General features: G+C 71.3%; 15 protein-coding genes. 11 read left to right on the top strand and 4 right to left on the bottom strand.

Going from position 1 to position 17,207, the window contains the following annotated elements; translation table 11 throughout:
• Nucleotides 1–102 precede the first annotated feature (102 nt).
• The 3 genes from BLASA_RS22810 (at nt 103) to BLASA_RS22800 (ending at nt 5,067) form a co-directional block, all read left to right on the top strand.
• Nucleotides 103–2,871: a type I restriction-modification enzyme R subunit C-terminal domain-containing protein gene (locus BLASA_RS22810; RefSeq protein WP_014378653.1), complete on the top strand. Its 2,769-nt coding sequence runs from the start codon at nt 103–105 to the stop codon at nt 2,869–2,871.
• 397 nt (nt 2,872–3,268) lie between these two features.
• Entirely contained in the window at nt 3,269–4,153 is an 885-nt protein-coding gene (locus BLASA_RS23790) for a restriction endonuclease subunit S (protein WP_166486635.1), read from the top strand.
• A complete protein-coding gene (locus BLASA_RS22800; RefSeq protein WP_014378650.1) occupies nt 4,150–5,067 on the top strand; it encodes a restriction endonuclease in 918 nt (305 codons plus the stop codon). Before BLASA_RS23790 ends, BLASA_RS22800 begins: the two co-directional genes overlap by 4 nt.
• Nucleotides 5,068–5,092: 25 nt before the next feature.
• Here BLASA_RS22800 and BLASA_RS22795 read toward each other — a convergent pair whose 3' ends face one another.
• The 3 genes from BLASA_RS22795 to BLASA_RS22785 all read right to left on the bottom strand — a co-directional run bounded on the left by BLASA_RS22795 (nt 5,093) and on the right by BLASA_RS22785 (nt 7,442).
• A complete protein-coding gene (locus BLASA_RS22795; RefSeq protein ID WP_014378649.1) occupies nt 5,093–5,473 on the bottom strand; it encodes a hypothetical protein in 381 nt (126 codons plus the stop codon).
• Nucleotides 5,466–6,029, bottom strand: coding sequence for a Panacea domain-containing protein (locus BLASA_RS22790; RefSeq protein WP_166486634.1), 564 nt, complete (start codon nt 6,027–6,029; stop codon nt 5,466–5,468). Before BLASA_RS22790 ends, BLASA_RS22795 begins: the two co-directional genes overlap by 8 nt.
• Before the next feature lie 198 nt (nt 6,030–6,227).
• Complete coding sequence (locus BLASA_RS22785) at nt 6,228–7,442, bottom strand: HNH endonuclease signature motif containing protein (RefSeq protein ID WP_014378647.1); 1,215 nt, start codon at nt 7,440–7,442, stop codon at nt 6,228–6,230.
• A 217-nt stretch (nt 7,443–7,659) separates the two neighbouring features.
• Between BLASA_RS22785 and BLASA_RS22780 the strand changes: the two genes are divergently transcribed.
• From BLASA_RS22780 to BLASA_RS22755, 6 genes are all read left to right on the top strand, one after another.
• Entirely contained in the window at nt 7,660–9,162 is a 1,503-nt protein-coding gene (locus BLASA_RS22780; RefSeq protein ID WP_014378646.1) for an HsdM family class I SAM-dependent methyltransferase, read from the top strand.
• A 24-nt stretch (nt 9,163–9,186) separates the two neighbouring features.
• Nucleotides 9,187–10,041: an AraC family transcriptional regulator gene (locus BLASA_RS22775; RefSeq protein ID WP_014378645.1), complete on the top strand. Its 855-nt coding sequence runs from the start codon at nt 9,187–9,189 to the stop codon at nt 10,039–10,041.
• On the top strand, nt 10,038–10,475 hold the full coding sequence (locus BLASA_RS22770) for a VOC family protein (protein ID WP_014378644.1): 438 nt from the start codon (nt 10,038–10,040) through the stop codon (nt 10,473–10,475). The genes BLASA_RS22775 and BLASA_RS22770 overlap by 4 nt, the downstream gene beginning before the upstream one ends.
• Nucleotides 10,476–10,625: 150 nt before the next feature.
• Nucleotides 10,626–11,387, top strand: a complete 762-nt coding sequence (locus tag BLASA_RS22765; protein WP_014378643.1) for a trypsin-like serine protease — start codon at nt 10,626–10,628, stop codon at nt 11,385–11,387.
• A 109-nt stretch (nt 11,388–11,496) separates the two neighbouring features.
• A complete protein-coding gene (pgm, locus tag BLASA_RS22760) occupies nt 11,497–13,131 on the top strand; it encodes a phosphoglucomutase (alpha-D-glucose-1,6-bisphosphate-dependent) (RefSeq protein WP_014378642.1) in 1,635 nt (544 codons plus the stop codon).
• 1 nt (nt 13,132) lies between these two features.
• Nucleotides 13,133–14,221 (top strand): M20 family metallopeptidase, encoded by a 1,089-nt coding sequence (locus BLASA_RS22755; protein ID WP_014378641.1) that lies wholly within the window; start codon nt 13,133–13,135, stop codon nt 14,219–14,221.
• 27 nt (nt 14,222–14,248) lie between these two features.
• On the opposite strand, the gene BLASA_RS22750 is transcribed toward BLASA_RS22755, so the two are convergent.
• Nucleotides 14,249–15,259, bottom strand: a complete 1,011-nt coding sequence (locus tag BLASA_RS22750) for a LacI family DNA-binding transcriptional regulator (RefSeq protein WP_014378640.1) — start codon at nt 15,257–15,259, stop codon at nt 14,249–14,251.
• Nucleotides 15,260–15,401: 142 nt separating this feature from the next.
• Between BLASA_RS22750 and BLASA_RS22745 the strand changes: the two genes are divergently transcribed.
• Nucleotides 15,402–16,241, top strand: a complete 840-nt coding sequence (locus tag BLASA_RS22745) for a BtpA/SgcQ family protein (protein WP_041775919.1) — start codon at nt 15,402–15,404, stop codon at nt 16,239–16,241.
• Nucleotides 16,238–17,146 carry a carbohydrate kinase family protein gene (locus BLASA_RS22740; protein ID WP_014378637.1) on the top strand — a complete coding sequence of 303 codons (909 nt, stop codon included), beginning with the start codon at nt 16,238–16,240 and terminating at the stop codon, nt 17,144–17,146. Before BLASA_RS22745 ends, BLASA_RS22740 begins: the two co-directional genes overlap by 4 nt.
• The last annotated feature ends 61 nt before the right edge of the window (nt 17,147–17,207 follow it).

Raw genomic sequence — 17,207 nt, 5'->3', positions numbered from 1 at the left:
CGGGCCCGGTGACGGGCGGGTGCCTGCAGTCAGAAGCCGGAGTCGCCACAAGGAGTGGTGCGCTGGTTACGGGACGATCCGGGTCATATCGTGTGCGGCGGTATGACAGGCACGGGGGAGGACATCCAGCTGACGGCGGAGCAGCGCGCCCGCGTGCTCATCGACCGGCAGCTGCGCGCGGCCGGCTGGGCAGTGCAGGACAAGGCGCAGGCCAACCTCACCCTCCCCGGTGTGGCCGTCCGCGAGGTCATCATGGCCGGCGGGCACGGGCGCGCGGACTACGTGCTCTACGTCGACAAGCGCGCGGTCGGGGTCATCGAGGCGAAGCCCGAAGGCTCGACGCTGTCCGGCGTCGAGTGGCAGTCGGCGCGGTACGCCACCGGCCTGCCGCCCGAGGTCCGCCTCCGAGCGCTCACGCTGGACGACCGCCTGCCGTTCGTCTTCGAGGCGTCGGGCTCCGAGGTGCACGCCACCTTCGGCTACGACCCCACGCCGCGGGCGCGCAGGCTCTACACGTTCCCGCGGCCCGAGACGCTCGCACGGACGATCCGCGACGCGGAGACGGATCCGTCAGCGGCCACCTGGCGGGCGAAGGTGCGTTCCATGCCGGTGCTCATCACCGAGGGGCTGCGGCCGGCCCAGATCACCGCCATCGAGGGAATCGAGCGGTCGCTGGCCGACCAGCGGTACAGCCGGTCACTCGTGCAGATGGCCACCGGCGCCGGGAAGACGTACACCGCCGTCACCACCTGCTACCGCCTGCTGAAGCACGGTGGCTTCCGGCGCATTCTCTTCCTGGTCGACCGGAACAATCTCGGCTCGCAGACGCTCGCGGAGTTCCAGAACTACGCGACGCCGGACGACGGTCGGCGGCTCACCGAGATCTACAACGTCAACGCGCTGACCAGCGCCGGGATGCTGGACTCGTCGTCAGTGGTCATCTCGACGATCCAGCGGGTCTATGCGGCTCTGCAGGGCCGGACGGTCGAGGACGTCGACGACCCCGGCATGGACAACTACGTGCCCGATGCACCGGTCGACGTCTCGTACAACCCGCAGATGCCGCCGGAGTCCTTCGACCTGGTCATCGTCGACGAGGCGCACCGGTCGATCTACGGCGTCTGGCGAGGGGTGCTCGAGTACTTCGACGCGCACGTCGTCGGGCTGACGGCCACGCCGGTGAAGCAGACGTTCGGCTTCTTCCAGCAGAACCTGGTGTCGGAGTACACCTACGCGGAGTCCGTCGCGGACAACGTGAACGTCGACTTCGACGTGTACCGGATCAAGACGCAGATCTCCGACGCCGGCTCGACGATCGAGGCCGGGACGGTGGTGCCCAAGGTCGACCGGCGGACGCGCGTCCAGCGATACGAGTCCCTCGACGAGGATGTCGTCTACACACCCGGGCAGCTCGACCGGGCGGTGACCGCGAAGAGCCAGCTCCGCCTGGTGCTGGAGACGTTCCGGGACCGGCTGTTCACCGAGATCTTCCCGGGCCGGTCGACCGTGCCGAAGACGCTCATCTTCTGCAAGGACGACAACCACGCCGAAGAGGTCGTGACGACGATCCGCGAGGTGTTCGGCGAGGGCAACGACTTCGCCGCCAAGATCACCTACAACGCGAAGGACCCGAAGGGCGCGCTCAAGGCCTTCCGGACGTCGCCGACGCTTCGCGTGGCCGTGACGGTCGACATGATCGCCACGGGAACTGACGTCCGCCCGCTGGAATGCGTCTTCTTCATGCGCGACGTGCGGTCGGCCTCGTACTTCGAGCAGATGAAGGGCCGCGGGTCGCGGACGATCTCCTCGACGGACTTGCAGCTGGTCACGCCGGACGCCACGACCAAGGACCGGTTCGTGCTGGTGGACGCTGTGGGGGTCACCGAGCACCCGCACGTCGATGCGACGCCGCTGGAGCGGCGGAAGTCGGTCTCGCTGGATCGGCTGCTCGACAAGGCCGGGATGTTGACGCTCGACGAGGACGAGACGGCGTCGCTGGCCTCGCGGCTGGCCAAGCTGGAACTGGACCTGACCCCGGCCGAGCGGGCGGAGCTCGACGAGGTGGCCGGCGGCTCCTTGCGGGCCATCGTGCAGGGCCTGGTGCGGGCCGTGGACCCCGATGAGCAGGCGAAGGCGGTTGCTCTCCGACCCGAGGACCCTGCGTCCGCTGTGCAGGAGCTCGTCGACGCGGCGGTGGAGCCGCTGGCCGCGCGGCCGGAACTACGGCAGCGGATCAAGGAGCTGCGCAAGCAGCACGACCAGGTGATCGACGAGGTCAGCGTCGACGTGCTGCTGGGTGCGGGCGGGGTGGTCGACACCGACAAGGCGCGCTCGGTGGTCACCTCGTGGGCGCAGTACCTGGAGGAACACCGCAGCGAGATCACGGCGCTGGAGCTGCTGTACTCGCGCCCCGAGGGCAAAACGGTCACGTTCGCCGAGCTCCGGGAGCTGGCCGACCGCATCAAGCGGCCGCCGCACAACTGGACCCCGGACCTGATCTGGCAGGCATACGAGGCCATCGAGATCGGCAAGGTGCGGCACGCCGACCGGCATACGGTGACCGACCTCGTATCGCTGGTGAGGTTCACTCTGGGCGCGGACGAAAGGCTCGAGCCCTTCGCCGAGAAGGTGAGTGAGCGCTACCAGGCCTGGCTCGCGCAGCAGGAGCAGGCCGGTGCCACGTTCACCGAGCGGCAGCGCTGGTGGCTGGACCGCATGGCCGACGTGATCGCCGCGTCGGCAGGCATCACGGAGGACGACCTGGACAACGTGCCCTTCACCGAGCACGGCGGCGTGGACGGCTTGATCCGCGACCTTGGCGACAAGGCGGGGGTCTACCTCGCCGACCTCAACCGCGAGCTGACTGCGTGAGCATGCTTCCGGAGGGCTGGCGGGAGCTGTCGCTCTCGCAGATCGGCGAAGGCGGTCTATTCAGCGACGGTGACTGGGTCGAGACGAAAGACCAAGATCCCCATGGCCCGGTCCGCCTGACTCAACTCGCGGACGTGGGCATTGCGCGCTTCCGAGACAAGTCGGACCGCTGGATGCGCCGGGATCAGGTGGCGGCTGTGGGGGGAACGCTCCTGAAGCCTGACGATGTGCTGATTGCTCGGATGCCAGACCCGATTGGTCGAGCCTGCCTATTTCATCCGGGCTGGCATATGACGCTGTTACCGCGGTTGACGTCTCGATCCTGCGAATCACTCGTTCAGACATCGATCCCGCGTACGTCATGTGGGCTATCAACTCTCCCGGCTTTCATGCACGCGTGGTCGCTCAACAGTCGGGTACGACGCGGAAGCGGATCGCACGAAAAAAGCTCTCAGCGTTGACCTTGCCCGTACCGTCGCTGCCCGAGCAGCGGCGCATTGTCGACCTGCTGGAGGACCACCTCTCCCGCCTCGACGCCGCCACAGCTGGCCTGGAGAGCGCATCACGTCGTCTGGCCGTTTTCGGTCGAGAGTCGGTCCAGCGGGCGGTCACGGCAGGGACGACCACGGAAGTCGCACTGGGGTCGTTGATCGAGCGCGTGGAGGCCGGCAAGTCGTTCGGTGGCTCGGCGCCACCCGCGACGAATGATGACTGGGGCGTCATCAAGGTGAGCGCCATGACGTGGGGTGAGTTCCGTCATCAGGAGAATAAAGCGGTCCCAGCGGCCCTCGTGAATCAGGCTTACGAGATTGCGCCTGGTGACATTCTCGTCAGTCGAGCCAATACGACGGCCTACGTGGGCGCACCCGTGCTCGTGAGGTCGACCCCGCGTCGCCGACTCCTGAGCGACAAGAGTCTCCGTCTGATCCCGCGTAACGAGGTGAACCGCGAGTGGTTAGTTGCGGTCCTGTCTGCACCGAACACCCGTCGGCAGATCTCCGCGATCGCCACCGGAACGAGCGACTCGATGCGTAACGTCTCGCAGAAGAATCTGCTGAGCGTTCGAGTCCCATTGGCGTCGCCAGAGGAGCAGCGGAGCATCGTTCGGCGGCTTGCCGATGTACGGGTTGGCGCCGACCGCCTTGCCTATGAGCTCAACCGGGGACGAGCACGGGCGGACGTCCTTCGTCGGGCCGTACTGGAAGCTGCCTTCTCGGGGCGGCTGACCGGGCGCAGCGCCGACGCCGAGGTCGTCGGGGAGTTGGCCGAGGTCGCCCCGTGATCCCCGATTTCCAGTCGTTGATGCGCCCGTTGCTGGAGGCGCTCAGCGACGGTTCGGTACAGCGGACCCGCGAACTTGTCGACCTGATGAGCGACCGCTTCGGACTCACAACCGAGGAACGCGACGCGATGCTGCCGAGCGGTCGCCAGCGCCTGATGCACAACCGGGTGGGCTGGTCGATCACCCATCTCTTCCAGGCAGGTCTCCTCGAGCGGCCAACTCGCGGCCACATCGTCATCACAGAGTCCGGACGGGAGGCCTTGGCGACCCACCCGGACCGCGTGGACATGTCTGTTCTCCGCGGATTCGCGTCCTACCGCGAGTTCCGTGCCCGCAGCAGCGCCCGGGATTCGCCCGACGACGGGTCGGCCACCGCCGAGCCCGATGTGGATGCCGCTTCTCCGCAGGATCTTCTGGCGCAGGCCGTCACCGAGAACCGAGCGGCCGTCGAGGGAGAACTGCTCAAGCGAGCGCTGGCTCTGTCTCCCACCGAGTTCGAGCGACTCGTCCTCCGGCTTCTGGAGCGGATGGGGTACGGCCGCTCGGGTGGCGTCGAACATTCGGGTCGTAGCGGGGACGCCGGGATCGACGGCATCATCAGCCAGGACCCGCTCGGGCTCGACCGCATCTACCTGCAGGCCAAGAGGTACGCGCCGGACCAGTCGGTACAGCGGCCGGCGATCCAGGGATTCGTCGGTGCGCTCATGGGCGCGCAGGGCGACCGTGGCGTCTTCATCACCACGAGCAGCTTCTCAGCCGGAGCCCGAACAGAGGCAGAACGCGTCAACGCACGGATCGAGCTCATCGACGGGTCACGGCTCGCCGAGTTGATGCTCCGGCACGGCGTCGGCGTGCAGGCAGAGGTCACCGTAACGCTGCACCAGCTGGACGAAGACTTCTTCGAGACCCTGTGATCCGGCGGATTCCGGTCTTCGGCGTCTACACGGGCCAGCTGAGACTCGCCAGGCTCTCGCAGCGGACGACCTGCTCGGACTCCACGACCCAGTAGCTGCAGACGACCACCCTGCCGTCGTCGTGGAAGGTCCCGGGCACGGCGCCCCACCACAGGTTCGTGAACTCGGGGAGTAGCTGCAGACGACCACCCTGCCGTCGTCGTGGAAGGTCCCGGGCACGGCGCCCCACCACAGGTTCGTGAACTCGGGCTCCCGTTTTCACGCCCTGGTACGGATCGTAGAGCCGGCTGAAGATCCACTCGACGACGAACAGGCGGAGGTCATCGTCCGGGCGTTCGAAATCATCCCAGGTCTGCAGACACTGCTCGAAGCCCTGCGGCGTCCAGGTGGCGCCGCGCTCAGCCACGACGGGGAAGGTAGCGCCGAAGGCCCTCGACCGTGTCCTGGGGCTTGGGACGTGTGGCGTTCTCCGGATCGACGCCTGCCAGCCAGTTCCGCACCGACTGAGAGTCGGGTGGCGGCGTCGCGTCGTCGTCCTCGCAGTCGTCCGACGCCTCGAAGTAGCTGCGCAGCGCCTGCTCGGGGATGCGAACGCTCTCGTGCGGGCGCCGGTCGCGGTCGGCGTCCAGCCACGGGCTCTCGCTGTGCGTCAGGTGCTCGAGGTCCGTACCTGACAGGGCGCCGTACCGGCTGACGACGTAGCCGATGGTGTTGAGCTGCGCCTCCGTCAGCTCCTCGGACATCGTCGGGAGCGACGGGACACCCGTCTTCTCCTCGTACCAGAGCTGACCGACGACCGGCCCCATGTCCCACGCGGAGACGGACTCGCGGAACAGCGGCTTCCCGACGGCGGCCAGGTGGTGCCCTTGGCAGTAGTAGAGGAGCTTGTGCTGCTTCTTGCTGCCCAGACCCGGGACCCGCCGGCGCAGTTCGGCTGCGACCGTGCGGGCGCTGACCGGCATGGACGAACGGTACCGCCGCACGACATCCGTATCCGTTGCCCATAGAGACATGGCTTCGCTGATCGTCATCCCGGCACCGTTACCTTGGCGGGAGCACCTCAGGGCCTGTCAGGGGTCACGGGCAGCAGTGAGTGACCGGTCGCGGTCGCGACACGTCAGCACACGCGCTGGCAGGGCGGCGGCAGGGCCGCCAGGTGGTCAGGGACCGGCTCGGCTGAGGACCTCGCTGCCGTCGGGCCGGTAGGTGTGCCAACGGCCGGTACCGGGATCACGACGGATCGTGAACCCGCCCTCGTGGCAGCAGGTGTGGTGCCGCTCGCAGAGAAGAGCGCCGTTGTCGCAGCTCGTGGGCCCGCCGTGCGCCCAGTGGACGACGTGGTGGTAGTCGCACCACTCGGGCGGGGCGTCGCAGCCGGCGAAGATGCAGTGCCCGTCGCGGATCTCGATCGCCCGGCGGATGGCCGTGCTGGAGCTCCGCTGCGCGCGGCCGACGTCCAGCGGGAGCCCGTCCGGGCCGGTGATGATCCGCGCGACGCTAGCGTCGCAGGCCAGTCGGCGCGCCGTCTCCGGGTTGATCGGCCCGGCCCATCCCAGGGAGCCGCCCGCGACGCCCGGGGCGCCACGCTCGGCGCACAGCGCCATCCAGTCGATCGTCACGCGGACGTGCGGCCGTTCTCCGCGTACATCCGGCAGGGATCCGCCATCCAGGGCGCCTCGTGCGAGGGCGACGAGCGCGTCGGCCTGCCGCTCGGCGTAGCTGCGGGTGTCGCCCGCCGGGCGGTCGCCGTTCATGAAGGCGGTGAGTGCGCTGTGCAGGTACTCGCCACCGGTGGCGTCGAGGTCACCGCGCAGGTGCACCCGGCCATCGAGGCCCGACGCCATGGTGAACCGGCGCCGGGTGTCGGCGGCGTCGTCCAAGGTTCCGTCGGGGTCCACCCCGGCGACCCACTGCTTGACGCCACGGGCAGTCTCGTGCGGCGCCGTTGCCCGGGCCAGACCGGCCAGGATGCGGTCGGTCTCGCCGAGGTCGATGCCGGCCTCGGCGGCCTTGGCGATCCGGCCGGGTGTCATGGCCATGGTGATGACGTGGGCATGCGCCGCGCCGATCTCGCCGGCGGCGAACGCCGCTGCGGTCTCCGGCAGGTGCTCGAGCCGCCGCCCCGTGGAGACCGTCGCCGTCGCCTGCTCGGGAGCCATCCGGCAGCTGCCGCGCAGCCAGGCCTTCATGGAGACCGCGCCGTCCCGCCGGTAGGCCTCGCGCCGGTCGGCGGCGCGCACGGCGGACGTGAGTGCCGCAGCGACGCGGTTGGCCGTGGTGCTCAGCTCGCCGACGAGGTCGAGCAGCGTGTCGTCCGACAGTTCGGCGAGGTCGATCCCCGCAAGGTCATCGAGGGCGGAACGGAGCTCGGACACGTGCTCGCTCCCTTCCCGAACGGCCTTGCCGACACCCCGACTCTAGAGCGGGGGTACGACAGAAAAGTGCAGCTCAGAAGCGATATGCCGCTACCTCTCGATGAGTTGGAGGCTCGGTCCGACGCGCCGGGCCGAGCAGCGCGGTGCGACGGCTCGGCAGCGTGCGAGCATCGACGGCGGCACGCGGGCAACCGGCCCCGCCGACACGGGGAGTGCAGTGACCGAGGCGCGGCGGCTGGTCGACAAGCTGTGGAGCTACTGCAACGTGCTCCGGGACGACGGCGTCTCGACCATCGAGTACACCGAGCAGCTCACCTACCTGCTGTTCCTCAAGATGGCGCACGAGCGCGAGACCCGGCCGCTCAAGGCTGAGCGCATCGTGCCCGCGCACTGCTCGTGGCAGCGGCTGCTCGACGCCGACGGCGACGACCTCGAACTGACCTACCGGCACATGCTGGAGGACCTCGCCCGGCAGCCCGGCGTCCTCGGTGTGGTGTTCCGCAAGGCGCAGAACCGGATCCAGGACCCGGCCAAGCTCAAGCGCCTGGTCGTCGACCTCATCGACAAGGAGAACTGGTCGGCGTCCGGCACCGACATCAAGGGTGACGCCTACGAGTCGCTGCTGGCCAAGGGCGCCGAGGACATCAAGTCTGGCGCCGGCCAGTACTTCACCCCTCGGCCGCTGATCCAGGCGATGGTCGACTGCCTGCAGCCCTCGGCGTCCGACACGGTCATCGACCCGGCCGCCGGCACCGGTGGCTTCCTGCTCGCGGCGCACGAGTACGCCGCCCAGCACGCGCAAGCCATGACGCCGGAAGAGCGCGACCACCTGCGCGACGCCTTCGTGCACGGCGTGGAGCTCGTGGACGGGACGGCTCGCCTGGCCGCCATGAACCTGATCCTGCACGGCATCGGGAAACCGAACGGGCAGAGCCTCATCGAGGTGAAGGACGCGCTGCTCGCTGACCCGGGTCAGCGCTACTCCGTCGTCCTGTCCAACCCGCCGTTCGGCCGCAAGTCCTCGATGACCATGGTCGGCGCGGACGGCCGGGAGGCGCGGGAGGACCGCGAGATCGAGCGCGCCGACTTCGTCGTCACGACGGCGAACAAGCAGCTCAACTTCCTGCAGCACATCGCCACGATCATGAAGATGTTCGGCCGGGCGGCGGTCGTCCTGCCGGACAACGTGCTCTTCGAGGGTGGTGCCGGCGAGACGATCCGTAAGAAGCTGCTGCGCGACTACGACGTCCACACCCTGCTGCGCCTGCCGACCGGCATCTTCTACGCCCAGGGCGTGAAGGCGAACGTGCTCTTCTTCGACAAGCGGCCGGCCGCTGACCATGCCTGGACCGAGCGGCTGTGGGTCTACGACCTGCGGACCAACCAGCACTTCACGCTCAAGCAGAACCCGCTGCGGCGCAGCCACCTGGACGAGTTCGTGGAGTCGTACCTGCCGGGGCGTCCGCGCACCGAACGTGTCGAGAGCGAACGGTTCCGCTCCTTCTCCTACGACGAGCTCATCGCCCGGGACAAGGCCAACCTCGACATCACGTGGTTGAAGGACGCCTCGCTGGAGGATCTCGACGACCTGCCGGCTCCGGAGGTCATCGCCCGGGAGATCGTCGACGACCTCACCGCCGCGCTCGCCGAGTTCGAAGCCGTCGCGCTGGCCCTCGAGGAGGCCGGTGGTCCGACCGTGCCCGCGTCCCTGGAGACCTGAGCAACCGGCTGCCATCCTGGCCGCATGCGGCAGGAGTCGGTGGGGCACCGCCCGCACCCCGCGCTGCGCCCGTACGTCGCCGCCGCGGTCGGCTACCGGCACGAGGGCTTCCCGCCCGGGCAGCACCTGGGCCTGCCCTCGCCCTGGCTGACCGTCGTCGTCACCCTGGACGACCCGCTGGAGATGGCCGCCCACCCGGACCCGGCGCAGCCGCCGGGCCGGTTCGAGGCGCTCGTCGGCGGGCTGCACACCCGGCCGGCCCGGATCGTGCACCCCGGCCGGCAGGCGGGCATTCAGCTGTCGCTCACGCCGGCCGGCGGCCGGGCGCTGCTGGGCTGCCCCGCCGGGGCGCTCGCATCGCTCGACGTGTCGCTGGCCGATCTCCTGGGGGCGGCCGGTGGCGAACTGGTCGAGCAGGTCCGGTCCGCGGGGAACTGGCCGGCCCGATTCGCGGCGCTGGACGGCGCCCTGCTCGAGCGGCTGCGCCCGGACCCCGGACCGCCGGCGGAGGTGGCGGAGGCCTGGCGGCTGACGACGGCGACCGGGGGCCGGCTGAGGGTGGCGGAGCTGGCGCGCAGCGTCGGCTGGTCGCCTCGCCACCTGGAGCAGCGGTTCCGGGCCGAGACCGGCCTGGGTCCGAAGCAGGCGGCCCGCGTGGTCCGCTTCGACCGGGCGCGGCGCGCGCTGGCGGCACGGGTGGCCGCGGGGAGGGCACCCGACCTGGCGGGCCTGGCGGTGGCCGGTGGCTTCGCCGACCAGGCGCACCTGACCCGCGAGTGGCGGGCCTTCTCCGGCCTGCCACCCACCCGGTGGCTGGCCGCGGAGTTCGGATACGTACAAGACACCCGGGCCCTGACCACGGCACTCTCGGCGCCATGACGACCTCCCAGGAGACGACCACCCAGCAGACCGCGCCGCCCCCACAGGTGTGGCCGGCCTTCCGCGCCCGCGACGCCCGCACCCTCATCCGCTTCCTCGTCGACGCCCTCGGCTTCGAGGAGACCGCCGTGTTCGGCGAGGGCGACCGGGTCGACCACGCCCAGCTGTCCTGGCCCGAGGGTGGTGGCGTCATGTTCGGCTCCGTGCGCGACGACCCCGACGACGCCTGGCCGGCCCGGCCGGGCACCGCTGCGTGCTACGTCGTGACGGCGGACCCCGAGGCGGTGCACTCGCGGGCGGTCGCTGCCGGCGCCGAGATCGTGCGGGACCTCTCGGGCACCGACTACGGCTCGCGCGAGTTCTCCGCCCGGGACCCGGAGGGCAACCTCTGGTCGTTCGGGACCTACCGGGGAGAGCCCCGCCGACTCCGCTGACCTCCGGCGGGGAACGTGGTGCACCACCTGCGTCGCGCCGCCGCGGGGGAGACCATGGACTGCTGCGTCGCGCTCGTGCCATAGTCGGCCGCCGGGGGCTCGCGGGAGCTGCCGCGCCACCCGTCCGCGGTCCGTCCCCGGGAGATGTCCATGCGCGTGCGCCGACTGCTGACCTGTGCCCTCGCGGTGGTGACCGTAGGAGCGCTGGGCACCTCGCCGGCGGCGGCGATCGCCAACGGTGCGGTTGCAGAGGAGGGGCAGTTCCCCTACGCGGTCAAGCTGACGATGACCGGCATCCAGCCCACCGGAGGGACGGCCTACGACAGCGCCTGCTCGGCGGCGTTGATCTCGGAGACGTGGATCATGACGGCCGGGCACTGCTTCCACGACGGCGACCGGAACCGGGTCAGCGGCGAACCCCGATACGGGGTCACGGCCACCCTGGGGACCGCGAACACGGCGTCGAACCCCGGCCAGACCCGCTCGGTCACGTGGGTCGAGCAGTCGCCGGAGAACGACATCGCCGTGGCCCGGCTCTCCGAGCCCGTGACGGACCTCGCGCCGGTCGCCCTCGGCACCCGGCAGCCGGGCAGAGGGCAGGTGCTGTCCTTCGCCGGTTGGGGCGCCACCTCCAGCAGCGGCACCTGGAGCGAGCAACTGCACTGGGGAGAGGTGAAGGTGAGCAGCGTCCGGCCGACGACGGTGCTGGTCAAGGGGTACTGGCCGGCCAAGGACACCAGCGCCTGCCCCTACGACTCCGGCGCCCCGTACGTCGACACGTCGGGGCCGGCGCCCGTGCTGGTCTCCGTGGAGAGCGCCGGCCCGGCCTGCCCGCACCGGCGGGACGAGACCACCGCGCGCGTCGACGTCGTCGTCGACTGGGTGCGCACGGTCGTCACCGACCTGCGCTGAGGACCGCCTCGATCGGGTGCGGCGGCCGGTCCCCCGGCGCCCCGCACCGAGGGACGGGCGGGGGGCTTCGGGTCGCGGCCGAAGCGGTGAGCACGCCAAGATCCACGGCATGAGCGACGCACGTGCCGGACAGCCCGCCCAGCCCTCCGACCTCATCGACGTCGCCGCGCTGGTCACCGCCTACTACACCCGGGAGCCGGATCCGGCCGATCCGGCGCAGCAGGTCGCGTTCGGCACCAGCGGGCACCGCGGGTCGGCGTTCGACTCGGCGTTCAACGAGGCGCACATCCTGGCCACCACGCAGGCCATCTGCGAGTACCGGAAGACGCAGGGCTTCGACGGGCCGCTGTTCCTCGGTCGCGACACCCACGCGCTCTCCGAGCCCGCGTGGTCCAGCGCACTGGAGGTGCTGGCCGCCAACGACGTCCTGGTGCTCGTCGACGCCGCGGACCGCTACACGCCGACGCCGGCGGTCAGCCACGCCATCCTGCGCGCGAACGCGGGCCGCACGTCGGGTCTCGCCGACGGCATCGTCGTCACCCCGTCGCACAACCCGCCGCGGGACGGCGGGTTCAAGTACAACCCGCCCAGCGGGGGCCCGGCCGACACCGACGCCACCGGCTGGGTCGCCGACCGGGCGAACGCGCTGCTGCGGGCGGGGCTCAGCGGCGTCCGCCGGGTGCCGCTCGACCAGGCCCGCGCGGGTGCGGAGACCTACGACTTCCTCGGCAGCTACGTCGACGACCTGCCCGGGGTGGTCGATCTGGAGGCGATCCGGCGGGCGGGCGTGCGCATCGGTGCCGACCCGCTCGGTGGGGCCAGCGTCGACTACTGGTCGGCCATCGCCGAGCGCCACGGCCTGGACCTGACCGTGGTGAACCCGCTGGTCGACCCCACCTGGCGGTTCATGACGCTGGACTGGGACGGCAAGATCCGGATGGACTGTTCGTCGCCGTCGGCGATGGCCTCGCTGGTCGACCGGCGGGCGGAGTTCCAGATCGCCACCGGCAACGACGCCGACGCCGACCGGCACGGCATCGTCACCCCCGACGGCGGGTTGATGAACCCCAACCACTTCCTCGCCGTCGCCATCGCCTACCTGCTCAGCCACCGTCCGGGCTGGTCGAAGGAGACAGCCGTCGGCAAGACGCTGGTGTCCAGCTCGCTCATCGACCGCGTGGTGGCCGACATGGGGCGCCGCCTGGTCGAGGTGCCGGTCGGCTTCAAGTGGTTCGTCCCCGGTCTGCTCGACGGTTCGGTCGGCTTCGGCGGCGAGGAGTCGGCCGGGGCCTCCTTCCTGCGCCGCGACGGCAGTGTCTGGACGACGGACAAGGACGGCATCCTGCTGGCGCTGCTGGCGAGCGAGATCCAGGCGGTGACGGGCCGGTCCCCCTCGAAGCTGCACGCGCAGCTCACCCAGCACTTCGGGAAGTCCGCCTACGCACGGATCGACGCGCCGGCCACCCGCGAGCAGAAGGCGGCGCTGGCCAAGCTCTCCCCGGAGGACGTGACCGCCACGGAGCTGGCCGGCGAGCCGATCGTGGCCAAGCTGACGCGGGCACCGGGCAACGACGCCCCGATCGGCGGTCTCAAGGTGGTCACCGAGAACGCCTGGTTCGCCGCGCGGCCGTCGGGCACCGAGGACGTGTACAAGGTCTACGCCGAGTCGTTCTCCGGCCCCGAGCACCTCGAGCGGGTGCAGCAGGAGGCGCAGGCCGTGGTCAGCGCGGCGCTGGGTCGCTGAGGTGGCAGCCGCAGGCCTGGACCGGGTCGCGCTGCTGCGGGAGCTGGTCGGCCGGGTCACCGTCTCCGGGGACTCCGGGGCGCAGCGTGACGCCATGGGGATGGTCACCGAGGTCGTGCGGGAGGGGGCACCGCACCTGGAGGTCACCACGGGTCCGGACCGCCATCACCCGTGGACGCTGCTGAGTACGCCGACCGATCCGGCCCGTTCCCGTCTCCTGCTGGCCTGTCACGTCGACACCGTCCCGGCGGCGGATCCCGGCAGCTGGCAGCGCGACCCATTCGGGGCCGACCTCGACGGTGGCCGGGTGTGGGGCCGCGGGACGAGCGACATGAAGGCGGGCGTGGTGGCGGCCGCCGCGGCCCTGGCCGCAGCGGACCCCGAGACGCCACTGGCACTCCTGTTGACCAGCGACGAGGAGATCGGCTCGCACGGGGCGGCGGCCGCGGCGGCTGCTCTTGCCGGGCACCGTGTCGGCGCGGTGGTGATCCCCGAGGCCACCGGCAACCAGGTGGTCCTCGGCCATCGCGGAGCGCTCTGGCTTGCGGTCCGGACGGCCGGACGGGCTGCGCACGGCAGCACTCCCGAGCGCGGCCACAATGCCGTCCTCGACCTGGTGGCGTTGCTCGCGCGCGTCCAGGGTGCGCTGCCGCTGCGCACGGATCCGTTCCTGGGGAGCGAGACGTGGAACCCCGGGGTGGTGGCCGGAGGCAGCGTCCCCAACGTCGTCCCCGACGGAGCAGAGGTGCTGGTCGACATGCGCACCGTGGGGGACGGGCGGCAACTGCTCGCGTGGTGGCGCGACCAGCCGGAGGTCAGCGATGTCGAGGTGCGCGTCGACCTGCCTCCCGTGCGCACCGCTGCCGATGACCCCTGGGTCTCCGCTCTGCCTGCGCCGGTCCTGGCGGATCCGGCTACCTACTTCACCGATGCCTCCGTGCTCGCACCGGCGGTGGCCGGCGCACCGATCGTGGTCTGGGGTCCGGGCACGCCGGCGGTCATGCACGCCCGGGACGAGTACGTCGAACTGGCTGAGCTGCACCGGGCGACCGCGCTGTTCGCCGAGGTGGCCGCCCGCTGGCCCGGCTGAGCCACGCCCGGTCGCCCGGAGCGTCGCTCAGTCGCCGCGGCCCGTGCTGGCGCGCACCACGAGCGAGGGCGCGAGGGCGATCCGTTCGTGCGGACCCTCGCCCGGGCCCAGGGCCCGCTGCAGCAGCCGGACGGCCTCGGCGGCGATCTGCTCCTGGGGCTGGTGCACCGTGGTCAACGGCGGTGCGGACAGGGCCGAGAAGGGGATGTCGTCGAACCCGGTCACCAGGACGTCGCCGGGGACGTCGATCCCGGCCGCCGCGCAGCCTTCCAGGACGCCCAGGGCGATCAGGTCGTCGGCGCAGATGACGGCATCCGGCAGCGGGCGGTGCTCGACGAGCAGGGCGGCGGCCTCGCGGCCCCAGGCGATGGAGTACTCGCCCAGCAGGATCTGTCGCTCGTCGACGGCGATGCCCAGCCGTGCCGAATGCCGTCGTAGCCCCGACAGGCGCAGTTCCGTGGAGGAGTTCGTCAGCCGGGAGCTGACGAACGCCGCCGTCCGGACCCCTTGCCCGGCGAGGTGGTCGGCGATCAGGCCGAGCGCCGCGTCGTCGTCGACCCCGACCCAATGGCTGTCCACGCCGGTCACGTAGCGGTCGACCTGCACGAGGGGTAGCCGGCCGGCGGCCCAGGCCACGGCCGCCGTGCTCTCGGTGCCGTGCACGGGGCTGATGACGATGCCGTCGACCTGACGGGCGACCAGGGTGCGCAGCCGCTGCGCTTCCAGTCCGGGGTCCGAGCGGGACGAGCAGAGGAACAGCTGCTGGCCGGCCTCCTGCAAGGCGTGCTCGGCGCTCTCCACCAGGGCGGTGAAGAAGGGGTTGGCGATGCTCGGGACGACCATGCCGACGGTGTCGGTGCGGCTCCGGCGCAGCGCGCTGGCGATGCCGTTCCCGGAGTAGCCGAGCTCTTCGGCGGACCGGCGCACCTGCGCGACGACTTCCGGCGACACCGGACGAGCCCCAGACAGGGCCCGGGACACCGTCGCCGTGGAGACCCGGGCGTGGCGGGCGACGTCTCGGATCGTGACGCGCGGCACGGGCCTCCTCGGGCGGGTGGAGCGCTGGGTGCGCGAGGGGGCACCGCAGTCGCAACCGGAATGTAATCGATTGCTCTTGACGTGTCCTGCGTCACGGGCGTTAGGTTCAGCACCTCGGTAATCGATTACATGGAGCCGCCGCGTGTCCCAGCCATTCGGGGTCTTCCCGTCCAAGCCCTCTGCCATGGGCAGCCTCTTCGGGGACGGCACCACCCTGATCGGTGCGGTCCACCTGCCGCCGCTCCCCGGCAGCCCGGCCTACCGCGGGCAGGCCGTCGCCGACCTGTGCCGGTTCGCCATCGAGGAGGCGCACGCCTACGTCGGCAACGGGTTCGACTCGGTCATCGTCGAGAACCACGGCGACCTGCCCTTTCTCAAGCCCGGCCAGCACGGGTACGAGGTGGCCGCCACGATGGGCGTGGTCACCGCCGCCGTGGTCGCCGAACTCGGGCCTCGGGTGGGCGTGAGCGTGCTCTCGAACGCTGGGGAGTGCTCCGTGGCGGCCGCCTGGGCGGCCGGGGCGGGATGGGTGCGGGTCAATCAGTGGGCCAACGCCTACGTCGCGAACGAGGGCATCATCGAGGGCCAGGCCGCCCGCACCACCCGGTACCGGCACGGCATCGGCGCCGACGACATCAAGGTCTTCGCCGACGTCCACGTCAAGCACGGCGCCCACGCGATCGTCGCGGACCGCACGCTGGCCGAGCAGACGGAGGACGCGGAGTTCTTCGACGCCGACGTGCTGATCGCCACCGGGTCGCGGACCGGCCACGCCACGTCCGTGGACGAGGTGGTCGGCATCCGCGACCACACCCAGCTCCCGGTCATCATCGGGAGCGGGGTGGACCCGACCAACGTGGCCGCGCTGCTGGCCGAGTGCGACGGCGCGATCGTCGCCTCGGCGGCGAAGGAGAACGGCCGCTGGTGGGGCCGTGTCGCGCCCGACAAGGTGCGCACCCTGGCGCGGGCGGCTGGCCGGTGATCGTCTTCTGCGGGTACGCGAACCTCGACGTCGTCGCGCGCGTTCCCGAGTTCCCCCGCCCGGACGGGCGGGTCCACGCGACCGGGATGGAGCACCTGCCCGGCGGCATGGCGGCCAACGCAGCGGTGGCCGCCGCTCGCGCCGGCGCCGGCACGGTGTTCTCGGGGGCGGTCGGTGACGACGTCCTGTCGCGTCGGTTCCTCGAGCAGCTGGTCGGCGAAGGCATCGACGTGAGCTGGACCGACCGGTCCTCCTTCCTGTCGACCGCCGTGGTCCTGGTCGACCTCGAGGGCCGCCGGGCCGTGATCAGTCAGGACGACGCACTCGGGGCCGAGCACGTGCTGGCCACGGCCGAACGGCTGGGCGCTGCGGGGGGCGGGCTGCTCTATCTCGACGGCTACCGCGCCGAGCAGGTGGGCGTGGCCGCGCGCCCGGGGGTCACCGTGGCCGTCGACCTCGATGGCTGCGAGGACCGCACGCAGGCGCTGGCTGCGATCGGGTCGGCGGGACACGTCGTGATCGGCCGGCGCAGGCTCGAGGAGCTGCTCGACGTCCCGCGCGAGACCTGGGCCGGTCTGGCCGCGACGACCGGCACCCACCTGGTGGTCACCGACGGCGCCCGCGGCTGGATGCTGCACGAGCCGGGCGGGACCGTGGTCACCAGCGCGGCCCTCCCCGTCGCCGTGGTAGACGACACCGGCGCAGGGGACTGCTTCACCGGCACGTATCTGGCCGGTATCGACGCCGGGCTCTCCCCCGCGCGAGCGGCCGCCCGCGCGGGGGTGGCGGCGAGCCTGTCCTGCAGCGTCCACGGCGCGCGCGGAGCCCCCCGCCCGGCGGACGTCGACACCTCCCTCCTGCGCGTCCCCACGACGGACCGGGAGGAGGTCCCGCGAACCGGATGACCGGCACGGCACGGCATCAGACGCCCGCGCGGCGCCCGGCGCACCACCGCCCCGGACTGGG

This window comes from Blastococcus saxobsidens DD2 (genome assembly GCF_000284015.1).
Taxonomy (GTDB): Bacteria; Actinomycetota; Actinomycetes; order Mycobacteriales; family Geodermatophilaceae; genus Blastococcus; species Blastococcus saxobsidens_A.
Note: the sequence above shows the minus strand (reverse complement) of the source record. Positions and strands in the feature narration are given on the sequence as shown.

Bases quoted from the DNA above. Each gene is read 5' to 3' on its own strand.
- BLASA_RS22770 (WP_014378644.1), top strand. From the start codon at position 10,038: ATGACGACCTCCCAGGAGACGACCACCCAGCAGACCGCGCCGCCCCCA.
- BLASA_RS22790 (WP_166486634.1), bottom strand. From the start codon at position 6,029: ATGCCGGTCAGCGCCCGCACGGTCGCAGCCGAACTGCGCCGGCGGGTC.
- pgm (WP_014378642.1), top strand. From the start codon at position 11,497: ATGAGCGACGCACGTGCCGGACAGCCCGCCCAGCCCTCCGACCTCATC.
- BLASA_RS22765 (WP_014378643.1), top strand. From the start codon at position 10,626: ATGCGCGTGCGCCGACTGCTGACCTGTGCCCTCGCGGTGGTGACCGTA.
- BLASA_RS22810 (WP_014378653.1), top strand. From the start codon at position 103: ATGACAGGCACGGGGGAGGACATCCAGCTGACGGCGGAGCAGCGCGCC.
- BLASA_RS22775 (WP_014378645.1), top strand. From the start codon at position 9,187: ATGCGGCAGGAGTCGGTGGGGCACCGCCCGCACCCCGCGCTGCGCCCG.